Source organism: Rhabdochlamydiaceae symbiont of Dictyostelium giganteum, from assembly GCF_964291045.1.
GTDB lineage: Bacteria > Chlamydiota > Chlamydiia > Chlamydiales > Rhabdochlamydiaceae > PALSA-1444.
This window is the reverse complement of record NZ_OZ197277.1, coordinates 1341914-1358421: the sequence shown is the minus strand read 5'-3', so window position 1 is coordinate 1358421 and position 16508 is coordinate 1341914. Positions and strand designations below refer to the sequence as shown.

16 protein-coding genes are annotated in these 16508 nt (G+C 38.2%); 10 read left to right on the top strand and 6 right to left on the bottom strand.

Annotated features, from left to right (window positions below):
- Positions 1 to 7: 7 nt before the first annotated feature.
- The 6 genes from ACI7T6_RS04760 to ACI7T6_RS04735 all read left to right on the top strand — a co-directional run bounded on the left by ACI7T6_RS04760 (position 8) and on the right by ACI7T6_RS04735 (position 5946).
- A complete protein-coding gene (locus ACI7T6_RS04760; RefSeq protein ID WP_404665242.1) occupies positions 8 to 571 on the top strand; it encodes a 50S ribosomal protein L25/general stress protein Ctc in 564 nt (187 codons plus the stop codon).
- Positions 546 to 1142 (top strand): aminoacyl-tRNA hydrolase, encoded by a 597-nt coding sequence (gene pth / locus ACI7T6_RS04755; protein ID WP_404665241.1) that lies wholly within the window; start codon positions 546 to 548, stop codon positions 1140 to 1142. Before ACI7T6_RS04760 ends, pth begins: the two co-directional genes overlap by 26 nt.
- A gap of 17 nt (positions 1143 to 1159) precedes the next feature.
- The gene (gene rpsF, locus ACI7T6_RS04750) at positions 1160 to 1504 is read left to right on the top strand and encodes a 30S ribosomal protein S6 (protein ID WP_404665240.1); all 345 of its coding nucleotides are present in this window, start codon (positions 1160 to 1162) and stop codon (positions 1502 to 1504) included.
- A 9-nt stretch (positions 1505 to 1513) separates the two neighbouring features.
- Positions 1514 to 1744: a 30S ribosomal protein S18 gene (rpsR, locus tag ACI7T6_RS04745; RefSeq protein ID WP_404665239.1), complete on the top strand. Its 231-nt coding sequence runs from the start codon at positions 1514 to 1516 to the stop codon at positions 1742 to 1744.
- A gap of 12 nt (positions 1745 to 1756) precedes the next feature.
- Positions 1757 to 2218 (top strand): 50S ribosomal protein L9, encoded by a 462-nt coding sequence (gene rplI, locus ACI7T6_RS04740; protein ID WP_404665238.1) that lies wholly within the window; start codon positions 1757 to 1759, stop codon positions 2216 to 2218.
- Between the two features lie 515 nt (positions 2219 to 2733).
- Positions 2734 to 5946, top strand: a complete 3213-nt coding sequence (locus tag ACI7T6_RS04735) for a hypothetical protein (RefSeq protein ID WP_404665237.1) — start codon at positions 2734 to 2736, stop codon at positions 5944 to 5946.
- A gap of 82 nt (positions 5947 to 6028) precedes the next feature.
- Here ACI7T6_RS04735 and ACI7T6_RS04730 read toward each other — a convergent pair whose 3' ends face one another.
- The 3 genes from ACI7T6_RS04730 to ACI7T6_RS04720 form a co-directional block, all read right to left on the bottom strand.
- Complete coding sequence (locus ACI7T6_RS04730; RefSeq protein ID WP_404665236.1) at positions 6029 to 6334, bottom strand: DUF4143 domain-containing protein; 306 nt, start codon at positions 6332 to 6334, stop codon at positions 6029 to 6031.
- The gene (locus ACI7T6_RS04725; RefSeq protein ID WP_404665235.1) at positions 6252 to 7223 is read right to left on the bottom strand and encodes an ATP-binding protein; all 972 of its coding nucleotides are present in this window, start codon (positions 7221 to 7223) and stop codon (positions 6252 to 6254) included. The genes ACI7T6_RS04730 and ACI7T6_RS04725 overlap by 83 nt, the downstream gene beginning before the upstream one ends.
- A 1075-nt stretch (positions 7224 to 8298) precedes the next feature.
- Positions 8299 to 9354: a YhcG family protein gene (locus tag ACI7T6_RS04720; RefSeq protein WP_404665234.1), complete on the bottom strand. Its 1056-nt coding sequence runs from the start codon at positions 9352 to 9354 to the stop codon at positions 8299 to 8301.
- Between the two features lie 609 nt (positions 9355 to 9963).
- Here ACI7T6_RS04720 and ACI7T6_RS04715 point away from each other — a divergent pair.
- Genes ACI7T6_RS04715 through ACI7T6_RS04700 form a run of 4 tightly spaced genes read left to right on the top strand, consistent with a single transcriptional unit; the run spans position 9964 to position 14094 of the window.
- Complete coding sequence (locus tag ACI7T6_RS04715) at positions 9964 to 11082, top strand: ABC transporter permease (RefSeq protein ID WP_404665233.1); 1119 nt, start codon at positions 9964 to 9966, stop codon at positions 11080 to 11082.
- On the top strand, positions 11075 to 11788 hold the full coding sequence (locus tag ACI7T6_RS04710; RefSeq protein ID WP_404665232.1) for an ABC transporter ATP-binding protein: 714 nt from the start codon (positions 11075 to 11077) through the stop codon (positions 11786 to 11788). The genes ACI7T6_RS04715 and ACI7T6_RS04710 overlap by 8 nt, the downstream gene beginning before the upstream one ends.
- Before the next feature lie 33 nt (positions 11789 to 11821).
- A complete protein-coding gene (locus ACI7T6_RS04705; RefSeq protein ID WP_404665231.1) occupies positions 11822 to 12733 on the top strand; it encodes an efflux RND transporter periplasmic adaptor subunit in 912 nt (303 codons plus the stop codon).
- Positions 12730 to 14094, top strand: a complete 1365-nt coding sequence (locus tag ACI7T6_RS04700; RefSeq protein ID WP_404665230.1) for an efflux transporter outer membrane subunit — start codon at positions 12730 to 12732, stop codon at positions 14092 to 14094. Before ACI7T6_RS04705 ends, ACI7T6_RS04700 begins: the two co-directional genes overlap by 4 nt.
- A gap of 46 nt (positions 14095 to 14140) precedes the next feature.
- Here the strand turns inward: ACI7T6_RS04700 and htpX are convergent, their stop codons facing one another.
- From htpX to rpmB, 3 genes are all read right to left on the bottom strand, one after another.
- Complete coding sequence (htpX, locus tag ACI7T6_RS04695) at positions 14141 to 15061, bottom strand: protease HtpX (protein ID WP_404665229.1); 921 nt, start codon at positions 15059 to 15061, stop codon at positions 14141 to 14143.
- Positions 15062 to 15177: 116 nt separating this feature from the next.
- The gene (locus ACI7T6_RS04690) at positions 15178 to 16173 is read right to left on the bottom strand and encodes a phosphatidylserine/phosphatidylglycerophosphate/cardiolipin synthase family protein (protein ID WP_404665228.1); all 996 of its coding nucleotides are present in this window, start codon (positions 16171 to 16173) and stop codon (positions 15178 to 15180) included.
- Entirely contained in the window at positions 16157 to 16432 is a 276-nt protein-coding gene (gene rpmB, locus ACI7T6_RS04685; RefSeq protein ID WP_404665227.1) for a 50S ribosomal protein L28, read from the bottom strand. Before rpmB ends, ACI7T6_RS04690 begins: the two co-directional genes overlap by 17 nt.
- Between the last annotated feature and the right edge of the window lie 76 nt (positions 16433 to 16508).

Sequence of the window (16508 nt, the reverse complement as noted above, 5' to 3'; positions counted from 1 at the left end):
GAATCATATGAAACTGACTGCTCACGATCGCTTACTCACAAAGAAGAGCGTCATTAAGCAGATCCGACGAGAAGGCAATATCCCAGCGATTCTTTACTCTGTAAATCAAGCTAATTTAGCCGTGACGATCAGTGGAGAAGAGATGGCAGCCATCTTAAGGCAAATGAAGCCAGGTCACTTAGGGACAACAGTGTTTCAACTGAGCTTAAACGGACAAGAAAGACGGGTTATCATTAAAGATATCCAATACCATTTAACAACTTACAAAGTGACTCACATTGACTTTGAAGAGCTTGTTGATGATGTTGAGGTGAGCTTTAAAGTGCCTATTCAGTGTGTTGGCGTTGCAGATTGTACTGGAGTGAAGATGGGAGGATTCTTAAGACAAATCATCCGGCATGTTAAAGTGCAAGCACTTCCTCGTAATATGCCCTCTCATCTTGAAATTGATGTGAGAGACCTAGGAATTAAGCAATCCAAAAAACTCGTCGATATTATTATCCCTGAGGGTGTCACACCTTTAGCGAAAATGAATGAAGTCGTTGTTGTCGTTTCAAAACGTAGCAACTAAGTCAGTTTTGGTTGTGGGGCTTGGAAACCCCGGGAGTTATTATGAAAAAACTCGGCATAATGTGGGTTTCCGGGCAGTAAGAGCATTTGCAAAACGTTATGCCATGGCTTTTCATAAGGCAAAAGGGGTTTTAGCTCTTTCTGCAGAAGAGGTGGTGAAAGATCATCCTATTCATTTACTGCTTCCTCAAAGCTATATGAATCGAAGTGGAGAAGGGGTTTCCTTCATCCAGAAATCGCTTCAGTTAGCTCCAGAGAAAGTGCTAGTGATTGTCGATGATATCGCCCTTGATGTAGGAGAGGTAAAGTTTAAACCTCAAGGGAGCTGTGGAGGTCATAACGGACTGAAAAGCATAGAATACCATCTTGGAACCAACTGTTTTCCAAGACTACGCATTGGGGTGGGTCACCCACAAGGCACAGATTTGGCAGATTTTGTCCTTTCTCATTTTGGTGAGCAAGACGAGGCGAAAATGCCACAAGTTTTTAATCATGTCGCAGATCTTATTGATCTTTGGATTTTTGAAGGAATCCAAAAAGCAATGGGGATTGCGAATACGAAAAAAAGTTAGACGAGGAGTCTTCAAAAATGGCGAAAGAACGTCAACATCTCTATGAAGGGATGTATATCTTAAGCACTGCCTTAACTGACGATGCACGTCAGAAACTCATCGATAAGATGGTTGCTAGCATCGAAGAAAAAGGTGGAGAGCTGCACAAAATATTTGACCAAGGGCGTAAGCGATTAATGTATGAAATCGCTAAGAAAAGAGAAGGGCACTACTTCCTATTTTATTTCTCACTTCCAACAGAGGTGATGGGTAAATTGTGGAGAGAATACCGCTTAAACGAAGATGTTCTTCGTTTCATGACAAAACGGGCACCCTTTCCTACAGTTCCCGAAAAAATTGAATTTCAACCCTTACCTGAATAAGAGGAATACATGGATTCTCCTTTTGCCCCTAAAAAAAGAAGAGTTTGTCCGTTTACCGCAGCAGGCGTTAAACATATCGATTACAAAGATTTAGACACTCTTAGCCGATTTGTTACTGAAAGAGGAAAAATCATTCCTCGCAGGATTACAGGTGTTTCAGCAAGCTTTCAAAGAAAGCTCGTTTGTGCAATTAAACAAGCCAGATACATGGCGCTTCTTCCATTTGTTGCAGAAGCTTAAAAGGACAAAATTATGAAACAAAACTATTTACTCATTGCAGATGTTGAAGACATCGGCCGTTGTGGAGAAGTGATTTCAGTCAAGGCTGGCTTTGCAAGAAACTACTTAATCCCTCAAGAACTCGCAGTTCCTGCGAACCGTCATACACTCCGTATGCAAGCACGTCTACAGCAAGAGCGTGCAACCCAATCAGCTGCTGATAAAGCAGAAGCTGAGAAGATTGCAAGTGAGCTTCAAGGAGTCACTTTAACAACAACTGTTAAAGTCGATCCAGAAGGTAACATGTATGGATCTGTTGGATTTGGAGATGTGCTGGCCCTTTTTGCAGAGCAAGGATTTGAACTTGAGCGCCGCAATATCGGGTTGAATAAACCGATTAAAATGATCGGAGTTCATCCGATGGTGTTGCATCTTAAAGAAGATGTGCTGTGTGATTACACACTCCACATTCTTGGAGAGCAAGCTTCAAGATAGATCTTACTCTTTCTAACCCCTCTATTTTTCTAAGTAGAGGGGTTTCTTTTTCTTTAGCGAAAATCAATGACTCTTTTCCTCTAGTCATGGGGATATTTATCAGCATGGCCTAGGCTCTTTTATTGTCCATAAGCTTGAAAAAGAGCTATTTTCATCACAAATTTATCGTATTCCTTAAGCCCCCTTATTTTTTTGAAATATTTCGTGTATCAATCATCATTGATGATGAATCTAATAGAGAATCTGCTAATCAAGACATTTTATAAGCGCATGTTTTATGCGATATTGACGTATGATCCTAAGTTTTCATCTAACTTAAAAAACGCCTCAAAGAGCTTAGGGGTAATCTAGAGCCATATTTCAAAAAATAAGGTGTTTTCCATTTGTATTTTGCGGAAAAATTGAAAATATGACTAAACTCAAGGTTCTTCAAATAAGCATATGACTCTACAAAGTAGCTATTTTATGGACTTTGGTGACAATAGAGCTTAAGAACATCAATCAAGAGGGGCGCTATGACAATTAGACCGTATGCTTTAACGACAGATCCATCAAATCTCCCTCAGGGTACAAAAAATCCACTATCTACTTTGGCAGAAGATGATGGGCATCTTGCTAAAAAACTTTGTGTAGAATCTTCAAAAATAGAACAGATAGCCAGCGTTATTTTAGAAACACATCCCAATCTAGAAAGTGATACAAGATTAAATTGTCTAAACGGTTATCAAAGCATAGAGCCCTTAAGTCATCAATCTGATGGAGAAAAAAAATCGCTCATCAAGGTCATCAATGAAGGTTCTAATGAGGGGGATGATTACTGTCATCTTGCAAAGCTTTTAGAAGAGTGTGAAACAATAGAGCTCTTAAATGGAGAAATTTATACAAAAAAAGAGCTTTATCTTAAGGCCATTCAGTTAAATCCTAACATAGAGGATTCTTATTACAACCTTGCGTGGTATGTAAAAGAGGGGGAAGAGATTCAGCTACTAAGTGGGGAATTTTATACAAGTAAAGAGCTTTATCTTAAGGTTATTGAGTTAAATCCTCAATATAAAAGTGTCTGGTATAATCTTGCAACCCTTCTAGAAGATGGTGAAACAATAAAGCTTTTAAGTAGAGATAGCTATACAAATAAAGAGCTTTATCTTAAGGCCATCCAGTCAAATCCTACACACGCAGGTGCATACTGTAATCTTGTGAACTGCCTCAAAGATGATGAAACCGTTCAGCTGTTAAACGGAGATAGCTATACAATAAAAGAGCTTCATCTTAAGATCATCCAATTAGATCCTGAAATAGGGGATTTTTACTACAATTTTGCCTCTTATCTAAAAGATGGCGAAACAGTACAGCTTTTAAGCGGAGAGAGCTATACAAAAAAAGAGCTTTTCTTGAAGGCTATTCAGTTAAAGCCTAAAGATGCAGATCTCTATAATTCTCTTGCGATTTGCCTTAAAGATGATGAAACCCTTCAGCTGTTAAGCGGGGGGAGCTATACAAAAAAAGAACTTTATCTTAAGGCCATCCAGTTAAATCCTCAATCTGAACATGCTTACTATAATCTGGCAAGTTGTCTAAAAAATGGTGAAACGGTTCAGCTTTTAGATGGGGAAATTTATACAAAAAAAGAACTTTTACTTAAAGCTACTGAGTGCAATCCTAAACATGCAAGTTCTTACTATAATCTGGCAGGTTGTCTAAAAAATGGTGAAACAATTCAGCTTTTAGATGGGAAAGTTTATACAAATAAGGAACTTTTGCTAAAGACCATCCAGTGCAATCCTCAACATGCAAATGCTTATCACCGTCTTGTCAGCTGTTTAAAAGAGCATGAAAAAATCCAGTTTTTTAATGGAGTATTTTATACGAAGAAGGGGCTTTACCTTAGAGCTATCCACTCAAATCCTAAAAATGAAACATATTATCAAAATCTTGCGAATCTTTTAAAAAATCATGAAAGCATCCAGCTTTTGAGTGGGGAGGTTTATACGAAGAGGACGCTCTACCTTCAGGCTATCGAGTTAAACCCTCAAGACGAAACCTATTATCAACGTCTTGCGAATCTTTTAAAAGATGATGAAAGCATCCAGCTTTTGAGGGGGGAGATTTATACAAAGAAAGAGCTTTATCTTAAGGACATCCAGTTACATCCTCAACATGCAAGCACTTATTGTAAGCTTGGGGATCTTTTAAAAGGTAATGAAAGCATTCAGCTTTTGAGTAAGGAGGTCTATACAAAGAAAGATTTCTATCATAAAGCTATTGATTTAGGATCAGTTGAAAGAATTAGCTCTCAAGCTAGACAATATTTAAAGCACATCTATATCCACGAAATTGAAAAAAATCCAAACAGCATAGAAGGGTATTTTAATTTAATTTTAATCATTCAAAACGAGACTATTTTATTCAAAAATGGAGAAAGGGCAGATGGGGAGTCTCTTTTTAAAAAAGCTTTTGCTTTAGATCCTATATATGTTTTTAGCTCCCCATTTGCTCCTGCTGTTTTTTCTGTAGCTTCTAGTCTACATAGTAAAACAGAGTCTCGCATTAAAGAATTAATCAGTCATTTGACCCTTGAAAATGAGCTCGCAAGAGTCCAACTTCTTAGGCAAGGAGCTTCTTTAACATTAAATGAGAAGACAGTCTCTACAAAAGCTCTTTATCAACAGGCACTTCCTTTTCTTTCATCCACCTATTTAAAACAAAAGGGAGATGAAGGAGTGGGAGATTATCTCTCTTCTAGAAAATCTATCTTATTACAAGATGGGGTAAAGTTCACAAAACTGATGGCTTATGCGTATGCCTATGAGCAAAGTCAACGCCACTCTATTTTAATGAAAATAGGGGATGCTCTTCACCCTGAGGAGCGCATTTTATTAAAGGGAGATTTCTATGATAAAAGAGCTTGCTATGAAAAGGGGAGTTCAAATTGGATGTATGATACATCTTACTTAAGGCAAGCAGAAGCTCTTTATCCTCATGAACAAGCAAAGAAGAGAGATTTATTTCATCAGGCCTTAGATCTAGCTTATAGCCTGCCAAGACATCCCTTAGAAACTTCTACAATGCTAGCTAGAATTCTTTCTCAATATGAACTCACAGGGTTGGGCTCTCAATACCTCACGATTTTTAAAGAAGAGCTTCAGCATCATCAGAGTGACCGTAAAAATAGGATGTATGGGATGAATGACTCATCTCAACATGCAAGTTCTCTTGTGATGGAAGAGGATCTTTATTTTACCCAAAAAGAGGAGTTTCTGCTCGAATTATTAAAGCATGTTCCCTCTTGTGAAGAGGCCTATGTGGCACTTGCCACAAGTTTTCAACATACTTTAAGGATTCATGAAGAGAGCTATGCCTCCAAAGAGGCCCTTTATCTTAAAGCCATCGATCTGAATCGTGAGTATAGCTTGCCTTACTTCCTGTTAGGAAAAGAGCTCTTTTATCAAAAGATCGAGAGCATTTTGCTTTTAAATGGAGTCACACTATCTTGTAAACAGCTCTTCATGAGGTCCATTCAGTTAGGAACATATGAAGCAGGAGCGTATCACTTAGCAGCTTTGATGATGCATGATAGAGAGGGCATCCTTCTTTTTGATGAAAAAACAATTCTTTCAAGAGGGGATCTTTTTATCCGGGCCTTTGAACTGGACTTCACACGGGTGAACGATCTAAAAAATTTCCTCTCTTATGTAAAAAGAAGAAAAGAGTGTCAGTTAAAGAGGTGATGATTGCATGTGTCTTCAGACAAATGCAATCATCTTAAGCCCCAATTTAAAGAATAGGAATTCACACCAATTTCGGATCAACTTATTCAAATAAAGAACGAGGAGATGTGAGCAGAAATGTTTGAAGAGACATGCCTTGATCTCCTACTAATAAAATGCGGTTAGGCTTAAACTGTTTAACAAAAGCATCCATTCCAGAATACCGAATAGATTCTTGATTGCTTTTCACTTCGATGGCAATGAGTTTTTCGCCCATCTGAAGGACAAAATCCACTTCATGATTTCCTTCTCTCCAGTAGAAAAGTTCAATTTGGGTTCCCCGGATACCATTCAGTAAATGCGCCCCTACTGCAGAGTTCAGTAAGCCTTCCCCAAAAAGGGCGGTCATTAAGTGCTTCAGAAAAGGTTTTCCCTGATAAAGCCGTGAAGAGTGCTGTGTTATAAACAGCAAATTTAGGGCTAGATCCCTTTCTTCTTACGGACTGGTTTGCAAACTTTTGTAACCCTGTTAAGAGATTCGCTCTTGTGAGTAAATTTATATAGTGGGCAAGAGTGGTTGCATTTCCAGCATCTTGGAGAGTTCCTAGTATTTTATTGTAAGAGAGAATTTGACCTGAGTAGCTACATCCTAATTGAAAAAGCCTTCTTAATAAGACAGGTTTATTCACTTGATTCAGGAGCAAAATATCACGGGATATTGTTGTTTCAATGATAGAATCTTGGATATAGCTCATCCAACGCATAGGATCTTCTTGATGAGAAAGTAAGGCAGGTCCTGGATACCCTCCAAAATAGAGATAGTGATTTAATGACCATCCAAAGGTTTCAGACATCTCCTGAAATGACCAATGCGTGATGGGAATCACTTCAAATCTTCCTGCAAGACTTTCAGACAGCCCCTTTTGCATGAGCCAAGGAGAAGACCCTAGAATGAGTAGAGAGAGATTGATGCCTGAGAAACTATCTTGATCCCACAGTAATTTAACCATATCAGACCAATTAGGTATTTTTTGAATTTCATCAATGATTAACAGAGCATCTCCCTCAGTTTTTGCAAGTTCTCTTGCGCTATCCCATTGTTGCTGTAGCCAAGAGATGTCTTGAAGAGAGGCAAGGTCTGCTGAAATGTAGCGGCTAGGTTTTTTTAATTCTGCTGCGACTTGCCGCGCTAAAGTTGTTTTTCCCACTTGGCGCGGTCCAATAAGCGATTGAATAAATTGACGCGGTTCTTGAAGCCGTTTTAAAAGGATTTCAAAGCATTTTCTTTTTTTTATCATATCTCATAAAGCGCTGAATTTTTTTTACTCACTCTATTGAGTATTTTTACTCAATGCATTGAGTAAAATCAAGATTATCTCGAGAAATTTGCGTTTTAAAATAATGTCATTTAGAAAAATTCAAGGGAAAATAGTTATTTCTTCAGGGATAACGGAGATGTTAAGAGAGTACTATGAAACGTATTTAATCAAGATTGCCCCCTATCCACTTTACGGCTATATATAGTATATTCATCTTTCCTATAAGCCTTAAAGAGCTCTATTTAAGGACGAGATGTTTACCCTAGACATCTGTTTTAAGCCAGCTCTTCTTCCCTTAAGAGCTTTATTGTATACCCACCGAATTGATGCAACAGCTGTTGCAAAATAGGTAAGTAGTATTGAGTGACTTGTTTTAGGGATTTTAATCCCTATTTTGCATGAGTTCATTTGCTTTATCTTTCATGAAAGCAAAATGAAGGATAAATAACTTTTGATCCTACATGTCATATATTGCTGGGTTTCAGCTATGATGAGCGTTTATTTTGCGCATCAAATACAGGTTTTCAAAGGTATCTCATTTTTCTATAAGAGGCATATTTGTATCTGCATGGAATTTTGCAACAGCTGTTGCAAAATTGGTAAAATCACACTTAGCAAATCATTTCATAGATTTGGGCGCCTACTTTGTACGAGCTCATTTTCTTTATCTTTGATGAAAGCAAAATACAGGATAGATAATGTTTGATCCTACCTTTTATATATCGCTGATTTTCAGTTATGATGAGCGTTTATTCTGCGCATCAAATACAGGTTTTCAAAGGTATCTCATTTTTCTATAAGAGGCATATTTGTATCTGCATGGAATTTTGCAACAGCTGTTGCAAAATTGATAAAGTCACACTTAGCGAATCATTTTATGGATTTTGGTACCCACTTTGGATGAGCTCATTTTCTTTATCTTTAATGAAAGCAGAATAGAGGGTAAATGGTTTTTGATCATGTATCCCACGTTCTGTTATTTTTGATAGTTTATAAGTGTAATTGGAATATTTGATATGCTATCAATAAAGCTATTCAGAGAAATTCTTATCGCTTATTTTTCTTTACCTTTAAAGTTTTCATCAGTAAATTCAGCTTCAATTTCTTCAATAGTAGGTAGGTTTTCTTTTAATTCTTTTGTTAAAGTATCAACAATGTTCACTTGATATCCAGATACACTAATAGGTTTCTTAAAATCTCTAAGAGCATATTCAACTGTAAGGTTATCTTTTGTTTTGCAGAAAATCATGCCGATAGAAGGCTTGTCTTTAGGTTGCTTTAGATGTGTATCTACTGCAGATAAATACAAATTTATCTGTCCAATATCATTTGCTTCAAATTCACAAGCTTTCAATTCACAAACGATAAATCTACGCAGCTTAAAATGATAAAACAATAGGTCTAAATAATAATCTTTACCACCTACTTGAAGAGGGACTTGTCTGCCTACAAAAGCAAAACCATGTCCAAGCTCTAAAAGAAATCTTTGGATATGATCAGTTAATCCCTTTTCCAATTCTTTTTCTCTATGATCTTTGTCTAATGTAAGAAAGGAAAAATTGTAAGGATCTTTCATCATTTGGATTGCTAAATCTGATTGAGGGCTAGGTAAAGTTTTTTTAAAATTGGTGACTGCTTTACCTTGACGATTATATAAATCAGATTCAATCCACATTGTAAGCATTGTACGGCTCCATCCATGTTGGATAGATTGCTCTGCATACCAGACACGTTTTTCAAAACTATCTACTTTTTCCATAAGAAGAATATTATGCCCCCATGGAATTTGTGCAACAGCTGTTGCAAAATTGACTTCTGAGTAATATTCAGCAAATCGTTTCATGTATTGTAAGTTTCGATACGAAAATCCACTTACCCCAGGAAATGAAGAGTTAAGATCTTTAGCAACATGCTCTATCGTCTTTGCACCCCGTCCTTCTATAGATGCTTTATCTAAGAGCATTTTTCCAATACGCCAATAAAGAGCTGTCAGTTCTTGAGTAATAGAGGTTGTTGCTCTAAGTCTAGACTCTTGAATATCTTTTTTGATGTGGTCTAAAAGCTGAGCATAGCTTTTAGAATCAATTATTTCATGTTTTGGGGAGTTCATTCAAAACCTCTATGATATCTGATTAATTTCTTTGCTACTATTATCTAATCCAGCGGTTTTTAAGCTATGAATGGTCGCTGGTATATCGATTATTTGTGTCAAAACTATAATGGCTAATTTGCATTCCATATGCTTTCAAATAATTTTCTGGATTTTTTAAGACATAGGGTATTTTCCATAGGAAAACAGTCAGGTAAACTAATAAGGGCTAGATTGTTTGTGTTAGGTCGTTTTTTAGTTTTAGTCAATTTTTTCTTGATTTTTAAGATTTTTAAATTTTTTTTACCCATTATTACCTCAATGTACTTATTGTTAAGCTAATAAACAATGAATATTATCTAAAAAAAACATTTATATCAATATACAGAGGTATTTTACATAATATCTAAAGCTCAGATTTTAAATAAGAATAGGTATATGTTTACTTTTTTAGCACTTATAACCCTGTCTTTCTGTCATCATGTAAAAAATGACTCCTTTAAGCGTATTATGCACATCTAGCCATAGATAGTGCAATACATACATCATCCTTTATTTTGATAAAAAATCTAGAATTTTTTATCCCATTTGATTAGTATCGCTTATCTTATGTATAGAATTGCATTAAAAATGTTAATGGGTGATAGAGCTAAGTATTTGATTTTGATTTCAGCAATTTCATTTTCTTCGCTTTTAATGACGCATCAAGGCTCTATTTTTGGCGGGCTTCTTCAGTGGAGCACATCGACGTTAAGAAATATTAACGCTCCTTTATGGGTTATGGATCCTCTGATTGAGCAAGCAGGAGAGTATATCCCTCTTTTAGATACCGATTTACAGCGCGTCCGTTCTGTAAAAGAGGTGAAATGGGCAGCTCCTTTATATTCTGCAGTAGAAATGGGAAGGCAGCAAGGAGGCGCTTTTAAACCGCTTCTTTTAATGGGACTCGATACCGCAACCCTCATTGGAGCACCTCAAACCATTGTTCAAGGAGCGCTTTTAGATATTTGGCAAGACAGGGGAGTGGTGATTGATGAGCTTGCAGCTGAAAGACTCAGTGATGATAAACAGGTACCTCTTACTGTGGGAGATGTGTTTGAGATTAATGAGCAAGAAGTCAAAGTTGTAGCAGTCTGTAAAGCCCATAAGTCTTTCTTTGGCTATCCTTATGTTTACACCACATTTGATCGGGCAAAACTTCTTAGTCCTAACCGAAAGAGAAGCATAACGTTTATATTAGCGGCTCCCATGAAAGGATTAGAAAATAGGGATGTGGCTAAAATCATTACGGCAAAAACCCATTTAAAGGCGTTAACAGAGGAAGAATTTATGCACAGCACCATCATGTGGGTGTGTAAAAATACAGGGATTCCCGTTAGCTTTAGTATCACAATCATCATGGGATTTTTAGTAGGTGTTGCAGTATCTGGACAAACGTTTTACTCATTTGTATTAGAAAATCTGAAATATTTAGCAGCGCTTAAAGCAATGGGACTTAAGCAATCGCTTCTTTGCAAAATGCTTATTTTACAAGCACTCACGGTTGGATTTTTAGGGTTTGGAATCGGAGCTGGCCTCACATCTGTTTTTGGGCATATGGCTCTTCATAAACAAAAATTTCCCTTCCATATGACCTCTTATGCCGTCATAGGAACGTTTTGCGCGATTATGACGATCTGCCTTTTTTCAGCGATTTTAGGCATTTTGAAGGTGAGAAAACTCGATGCTTCAGAGGTGTTCCGTGGATAAAAGAGACGGCGTTATTTTACAAAACGTCTCAAAAACGTTTACCCAAGGGGGAGAGTCTTTGCATGTGTTAAAATCGGTGGATTTTCATGCAAAGCAAGGAGAGACGGTGATGATTGCAGGACCCTCTGGTAGCGGCAAAACAACACTTCTAAGTACAGTCGCAGGAACGCTAAAAGCTGATCACGGACGCATCCAATTGTTTGACTTTGAGCTACATAAAAACAAAGAAAAAGATATCCTCAATTTTAGACGGCAACATATTGGATTTATCTTTCAGCAGTTTAATCTTATTCCCACCCTCACTTGCCAAGAAAATGTCGCTATTCCTCTACTCCTCAAAGGCGTGAGCTATCATAACGCGTTAAAAGAGGCGGCAAAGGGGCTGGATGATGTGGGCCTGAGTGCAAAAATTTACTACCATCCTCAAAAGCTCTCAGGAGGGCAGCAGCAACGAGTTGCTATTGCAAGAGCTTTAATTCATAAGCCGTCTTTAATCATCTGTGATGAACCCACTTCTGCCTTAGATGCAGAGTCAGGGATGAAGATCATGGAGCTGATTAAAGGGCATACTGTAGGGTCAGGAAAGATTGTGATTGTCGTGACACACGATAGCCGTATCTTTAAATTTGCAACCCGCATTGTTCATATGGATGATGGACAAATTGTGGAAGAGAAAGAGGGATTTAATGAACATCTTTTTTCTTAAAATATAAATACATTACCCAAGAGAGAGGTTAAGATGGGCAAAAAATCAATCATTATTTCCTGTTTAGGAGCAGTTTCAATCATCGCTCTTTTGCAAAAAACACTACACACGCCGCCTGCAGACTCTTTACTCATTGAGCCGGTCCAAAAACCGTTTGTTAAGCTCATTGCAGCGTCTGGAATCATTGAGGCGTTTGGAGAAAACCTCCATATTGGATCACCAGAAAGTGGTCTTGTGGAAGAGGTGTATGTAAATGTTGGAGATCATGTTGTAGAGGGAGATCCTTTATTTCAACTAGATACCTCTTCCTTAAAAGCAAGACTTAAAACGCAAGAAGCGAAAGAGCAAGTGGCTCTCATGGAACATAAGCTCATTAAAGATCAGCTAGACAGATTCTCTTTGTTAAGACACTCTCATTCTATTAGCCAGCAAGAGATGACTTCCAAAGAAAATGAAGAGAGGCTTTATTTAGCAAAACTTCACCTTGTGCAAGAAGAAAAGAAAGAGACAAAAAGACTCATCGATAGGCTTCTTGTTAAAGCCCCTATTACAGGCACCATCTTACAGAAAAATATCCATAAGGGAGAATGGATCATGATGGCAGATCCTCACGCATCTCCTTTAGTGATGGGAAACACCTCTTTACTTCAAATTCGAACAGATATTGATGAGCATAATGCTAAACATATCACGCTCTTAGCAATTGGAGTGGTGTCTCCTAAAAATCAGCCAGAAGTTTCTATACCGCTAAAATTTGTGAGGATTGAGCCGTATATTATCCCTAAAAGATCGTTAACAGGCTCTAGCCGTGAAAGAGTAGATACAAGGGTTTTACAGGTGATTTATGCTTTTCATCCTTTAGAAAATCACCCTCTTTATATTGGGCAGCAAGTGGATGTTTTCATTGAAAAAGAAAGTGCACTGCAAAATGCGAGCGCTTCATGAAAAACATTGCCTACTCGCTAGTGCTTCTTTCACTCACCTCTTGCTACTCTGTTAAAGAGCCTCTTCTTGTGTGTGATATCCCTATGCATTTTGAAAAGCAGCAACTTCTTCAAGAGGAAAAGCCTCTCACCCAAAAGTTTTGGGAATCTCTTCAAGATCCTGTATTAAATGAACTTGAAGAACTAGCAATTACTGCGAATTTAGATCTTAAAATCGCTATTTTGCGGATTGAAGAGGCAGAATCGATGATTTCGCATTTTAGAGCGCGTAAACTTCCTCAAGTAGAAGCTACACTTCAAGGGTCTCAAAATAGAGGCGTAATCACCTCTTCCACAAGAGGGGGCCAAGAGAATTTTTCTCTTCTCATGGGACTCTCTTATGATGTTGATTTATGGGGTAAGCTGAAAGATCAAGAAAAGAGCGCTCAGCTAAAAGCTGATAGTGTATCTTGGGAAAGAGACTTCATTCATGAAAAAATTGTTTGCGATGTCGCTTTTCACTACTTAAAACTCAGAAGCCTTGAAAAAGAGATCAAGCTTTTAGAAAAGAGCCTTCAGCTAAGAGAAGAAAAGGTAGAGCTTTATCACCTCCGTTTAAACTCTGGGGTAGATTCAAAGATCACCCTTGCAAGATCCCAGCTGGCTTTGGCAACAGCTCAAGGAGAACTAGAGAGTGTGAAAGAAGCTTACGGCCTTCACCTTCACTCCCTTGCAGCCCTTTTAGGTAAAACTCCCTCTTCTTTTACCTTAAAAGAAAGGTCCATGCCGTCTTTACTTCCTTCTCTTCCTCAAGTACTTCCCTCTGAGGTGATTCAAAAGAGAAGTGATATTCAGCAGCAGATCAGTCAAATTGCAAGCAGGCATTTTGAAGTGAGCGCTGCCTTAAAAGACTATTTTCCTACATTTTCCTTAACGACCGCTCTTGGGGTGATGACACCGCAATTTGTAGATTTAATCAGCTGGCAATCGAGATACTGGAGCGCGCTTTTTTCTCTCATTCAGCCTCTTTTTGACCAAACGATTTCTGCTAAGGTTGCTAAAAAAGAAGTAGAGCTTCAAATGGATATCACACGGTATCAAAAGAAGGTAATTGAAGCGTTTCAAGAAGTAGAAGATGCGCTTTTACAGTTTGAATCAAGCCGTAAGCAGCTAGATATTTATCAAAGCGCTACAAAAGCCGCAGAGGAAACAGCTGTCATGACACATGATCAATTTCAAGCAGGGCTCATTTCTTATCTTTTATTAGCAGATGCAGAAGATGACTATTTAGCAACCGAGAGAAAGAAGATTTCTCTTGAAGGTATGCATAATCTGTCTTGGATCAAGGTGATGAAAGCGCTTGGCGTTTCAAGAGAGTTATAATACAAAGAAAAAAGAGGTGATGTCTATGCATCACCTCTTCATTAGATTAGAATAACCTCGACTCTAATCTCTCAATTCGTGTATCCAAAGAGGGGTGAGTGGAGAAGAGCTTTTGAAAGGTAGAGGGCTTGGGAGAGGCAATTTTCATCGCATCAAAGGCTGGCTTTTCTGCTCTAGGATCTCTTTGATTGATCACTCTTTTAAGCGCTTTTAAAGCTCCAATCATAGCGTCTTTTCCTGCAATAAGAGACCCTTCTTGATCGGCTCTAAACTCTCTAAATCTTGAGTAAGCTGCAATGATCATCATCCCTAAAAACATAAAGATCAGTTCAAACACCATCACAAAAAATGCATACATATGAGGAGAGGGGCGAGAAGACTTACTCTTACTGTTTTGATTGAGCATCCCTGAAAGGGCAAAAGCTAATATTCTTGCAAAGAACATCACAAAGGCGTTAATCACTCCTTGGACAAGTGTCATCGTGACCATGTCGCCATTGATAATGTGAGCAATCTCATGACCTAGCACGCCTTCAAGCTCTTGCTGTGACATTTGATTTAAAAGTCCTGTTGAAACAGCCACAAGAGATCTTTTACGAGTAGGACCTGTGGCAAAAGCGTTCACTTCATAAGAGTCATAAATACCCACTTCTGGAGTATCCATGAGATGCGCTGCCCGGGAGAGCTTTTCGACAGTACGGAGGAGCTCTTGATGTTTAGGGTTAGCTGTGTATTGATCAATCACTTTAACGCCCATCATCCACTTAGCCATGATACGAGAAAGAGCTAGCGATATAAAGGCACCTGAGCTTCCCCAAACCGCACAGAAAATCATGAGACTTTTATAATCAATGCCGTGGGCTTGAAGGTAGGGCCTTACTTGAAGAAGATTCAAAATGATCGAAATAGAAATAACAACTAATGTGTTAACTGCAAAAAAAAGAACGATTCTTTTAATGAATGCCATCATTAATCCTTTTATGAGTTTACTTGAGATTAAACACCATCTTTGATTTAGGAGTCAAGAATTAGAGGGAGGGCTTTAAAGAGGGATAAAAGCTACTTTTGAAGCTGGAAGAGCCTTTAAAAAGCTAGTTTAGATTCGAGCTGAAGGATGTCTGTGATCTTGTTCATCTCTTTTTGCAAGCTAGGTGTTAGCCCTTCTAAAAAGAGAAGAATATCGTCATTTTTTTGAAACGCAGACTCTGTCCAATTTGTTGACCCTAAAATGAGCGTATGATGGTCAATGTAGGCCCATTTATGATGAAGAAGGGGAAGCCCTAAGCTTAAATAGAGCGGAACCGAGTGGTTTAATAACGCTTTAACAGAAGATTTACTAGCCCCTTGAGCTGTATACCGATCTAATAGGACAGTTACTTTAACGCCGCGAAGATGCGCGTCAATGATTGCTTGCACAAGATTTTTTTGCGTGAGGGTAAACATCGCAATCACAATGGAGTCAGTCGATTCTTGTAAAAGCTTTTCAATTTGTTTCATAGCTAAAGGATCAGGAAGCAGCCACAATACACCTCGCATAGTTTGCATAGAAGGGGAGGGGTAAGGGAGCGTAAAGGCGTAGGTTTTTTGATGAGGCTGCTTTAAAAAAAGAGCTGCTCCTTCATGATAAAATCCTATGGAGAGATTGTCATGCAGCTGAAGAGAAGATGTGGTCATATTGGCAGAGCCTAAAAAAACGATTTTTTCATCGATGCAGACAACTTTTCGGTGCATTAGGCCCTTACTACTAACGCGGATAGGACGAAGGGTTTCTAAAGAAGAAGACACTTCTGCTTTTTTATTGAGGTGAAGTGTGACCTTAGTTCCTTGATGATGTTTTTTCAGGAGTATTTTTGTGAGTAAAGGATCTGTTGCTGCGTACATCCAAATATCAATGGAGTGAGCGGCATTTAAAAAGCTATTTTTTAAGGTAAGACGAAAATCGTGACGGGTGTGATTGGAGTAGAGAACACAGGGGCTATTGGGGGAAGGTAAAGGAGGAGAGAGAGCCGTCTTAATACAAAAAACATATAAGACGGCAAAACAGAGTGCAATGTAAGAAAGTCTAGACTTTCTCACCACGAGCACGCATTCCGCGTACAACAGCTGCAAATCCGAGTCTATCAATTACACGGATTCCATGACCTGTGACGTTGATTGTGATAAATCTTTTTTCTTCAGGATGCCAAAACCGTTTTTTTGAAAGGTTAGGGTTAAAACGACGTTTTTTGATTCCTGTCACTTTTAAACCAACGCCTTTTTTCTTTTTGGCAATTCCACGGATGGCATAACTATTACCGCGAACAGGGATTTTTCCTGTAACCTGACATTGTCTTGGCATAATTCCTCGCTATTAAAGAGAGTAGGATACCATGGAGCGGTTTAACGCTCAATAGTTCCTTTCAACAATCTTCAAA